This window comes from uncultured Fretibacterium sp., assembly GCF_963544685.1.
Lineage (GTDB): Bacteria > Synergistota > Synergistia > Synergistales > Aminobacteriaceae > CAJPSE01.
This window is the reverse complement of record NZ_CAUUGJ010000188.1, coordinates 1-2,796: the sequence shown is the minus strand read 5'-3', so window position 1 is coordinate 2,796 and position 2,796 is coordinate 1. Positions and strand designations below refer to the sequence as shown.

General features: G+C 61.7%; 3 protein-coding genes. 1 reads left to right on the top strand and 2 read right to left on the bottom strand.

Annotation, left to right across the window (positions count from 1 at the left end):
• Positions 1 to 2,324, top strand: a 2,324-nt coding sequence (locus ABLA28_RS11275; protein ID WP_347713744.1) for an efflux RND transporter permease subunit, incomplete at its 5' end; no start/stop codon positions are given.
• Between the two features lie 117 nt (positions 2,325 to 2,441).
• Here ABLA28_RS11275 and rpmG read toward each other — a convergent pair.
• Together rpmG and ABLA28_RS11265 are read right to left on the bottom strand one after the other, a co-directional pair.
• A complete protein-coding gene (gene rpmG, locus ABLA28_RS11270) occupies positions 2,442 to 2,591 on the bottom strand; it encodes a 50S ribosomal protein L33 (protein WP_299075960.1) in 150 nt (49 codons plus the stop codon).
• An 89-nt stretch (positions 2,592 to 2,680) separates the two neighbouring features.
• Positions 2,681 to 2,796: hypothetical protein (locus ABLA28_RS11265; RefSeq protein WP_347713745.1), on the bottom strand; the 116-nt coding region annotated here is incomplete at its 5' end.

The window sequence follows — 2,796 nt, the reverse complement described above, 5'->3', positions numbered from 1 at the left end:
ATACCACGCACGCCGGGCTGAACGGGAACCCGTCGACCGTCATCTCCCTCTCCCAGTCCCCGGACGCCAACGCACTGGACGTGATGAGCAACGTCAAGAAGGTCATGGCCGAGCTGGAGAAGAGCTTCCCGACGGACGTCAGCTACACGATCGCCTACGACACGACGAGCTACGTGTGGGAGACGATCTTGGAGATCCTGGAGACGCTCCTGCTCACTTTTTCACTGGTTGTCCTGGTCTGCTACCTCTTCCTTCAGGACTGGCGCGTCACCCTGGTCCCGGTGGCGGCGATCCCCGTGTCGCTGGCTGCCACGTTCATGATCCTGGTCGCCCTCGACTACAGCATCAACATTCTGACGCTCTTCGCCCTCGTGCTCGTCATCGGGACGGTCGTCGACGACGCCATCGTCGTCGTGGAGCGCGTGCTTTTCGTCATGGAGCGGGATGGGACCGACGCTCGCGAGGCCACCGGGCGGGCCATGAAGGACGTGTCGGGCCCCATGCTCGCCACCACGCTGATCTTCCTCGCGATCTTTCTTCCCGTGGCCTTCATGAGCGGCATCACGGGCGAGATCTATCGACAGTTCGCGGTGACGATATCGGTCTCGGTCTGCTTCTCCACCCTCGTCGCCTTCACGCTCTCCCCGGCGATGTGCGCCCACATGCTCACGAGAAACGTCGGAATGAAGAAACGGGGTCCCCTGGCCTGGTTCAACCGGGCCGTGTCGGCCGCCACGAGGGGGTACGTCAGGGGCGCCATATGGATCGCCCGCAGGACCGTCGTCACCCTGGGACTGATGGCGATCGTCCTCGCCAGCTGCTGGGGCATCTTCCGGACAACATCCTCCACCCTGATCCCGGACGAGGACCAAGGCTCCGTCTTCGTCTCCATCCAGCTTCCGGAGGGGGCCACCCTGGGCCGGTACAACGAGCTCAAGAAGAAGCTCATCCCGCAGCTGCGCGAAATCCCCGGCGTGGCCTACGCGCTGAACATCGACGGCATGAGCATGATGGGCGGGGGCGGGGGCGAAAACGTCGGCATGGTCGTCATTTCCCTCGAACACTGGTCGCAGCGCACGAGTCCCGAGAAGAGCGTATCCAGCATCCTGGGCCGGATCCGCAGCATCGTCGCCGGTATGCCGGAGGCGCAGATCAACGCCTACGCGCCCCCCGCCATCATGGGCCTGGGGAACTCGAGCGGCCTGGAGATGCAGCTGCAGTCCACCCTCGAGAACGACCCCGAGAAGCTGTCCGAGGTCCTGAGGAGCTTTCTGTCTCAGGTCAACCAGGCGCCGGAGTTCCTCTATGCCTTCAGCAGCTACACGTCCGACACGCCCCACCTGAGACTGAACATCGACCGGAGCAAGGCGGAGATGCTCGGCGTGCCGCTCTCCAGCATCTTCAGCACGCTGCAGACGTACTTCGGGACCGCTTACGTCAACGACATCAACATCGGGACCCAGGTCAACAAGGTCATCCTGCAGTCGGACTGGGAGTACCGAAACACCATCGAGGCCGTGAACAAGGTTTACGTCAACAACAGCAAGGGGATACCGGTCCCGGTGCAGAGCTTCGTGACCATCGAAAAAATCCTGGCTCCCCGAGCGATCAGCCGCTACAACCTTTTCCCCAGCGCTTCGGTCGCCATAAGCATGAAGCCCGGATACTCGACGGGACAGGGCATCACGGCCATCGGGAAATTGTCCGAGGCCCTGCCGGACGGCTATACCTACGCGTGGTCGGGCATGACGTACCAGGAGCAGGAGTCCGGCGGTCAGGTCGTTCTCATCCTGTGCATTGCGCTGATCTTCGGCTACCTCTTCCTGGTCGCTCAGTACGAGAGCTGGACGATCCCCCTCGGCATCGTTCTGTCCCTCCCGGTCGCCCTCCTGGGAGCGCTGATCGGGGTCGTGGTCATGAATATCTCCATCAGCATCTACACCCAGCTCGGGATCCTCCTTCTGATAGGGCTTGCGGCGAAGAATGCGATCCTCATCATCGAGTTCGCCGTGGAACAGCACGACGTGGGCGGCCTGCCGATCCTCGAGGCCGCCGCCGAGGCGGGGTCGGAACGATTCCGTTCCGTCATGATGACGGCGATCACGTGCGTTTGCGGCGTCCTGCCCATGCTCTTCGCAACCGGAGCCGGCGCAGGAAGCCGCCTGCACGTAGGCACGACGATGTTCTTCGGAATGAGCATGGCCACGGCGTTCGGCATCTTCCTGATCCCGGGACTCTACGTGTTCCTCCAGACATGGAGGGAGCGGATCAAGGCGGGCCTGAAGAGGATGTTCGCCCCCAGGGAGGCAACCGAAGAAGCGTAAAGGAGATAAAATGGGTCCTCCCGGCTCGAGCCGGGAGGACCCATTCATCAGAGTTCAGCCCCCGGCAGATCCGGAGGGCTGAACGAGGGCACCAATTCAAAAGAGCCGGAAACGGAACTACTTCGACTCCTTATGCACAACGGAAGCGTTGCACCACTTGCAGAACTTTTTGATCTCCAGCTTCTTCGACTGCTTCTTCTTGTTCACCGTCGTCGTATAGTTGCGCCGCTTGCAGGTCGTACAGACCAGCCCAACGATATCGGCCATAACCGCTCACTTCCCTTCCGCTGCAAATGTAAAACGAATTTATGACCGCGGCCCTTCCCACCGGACCGCCGCGAGTCAATAAAACCGGACTACTCGAGGATTTTGGTGACGACGCCGGCGCCAACCGTATGGCCGCCCTCGCGGACCGCAAAACGAAGACCTTCCTCCATCGCGATCGGCACGATCAGATCCACCTCGAACGTCG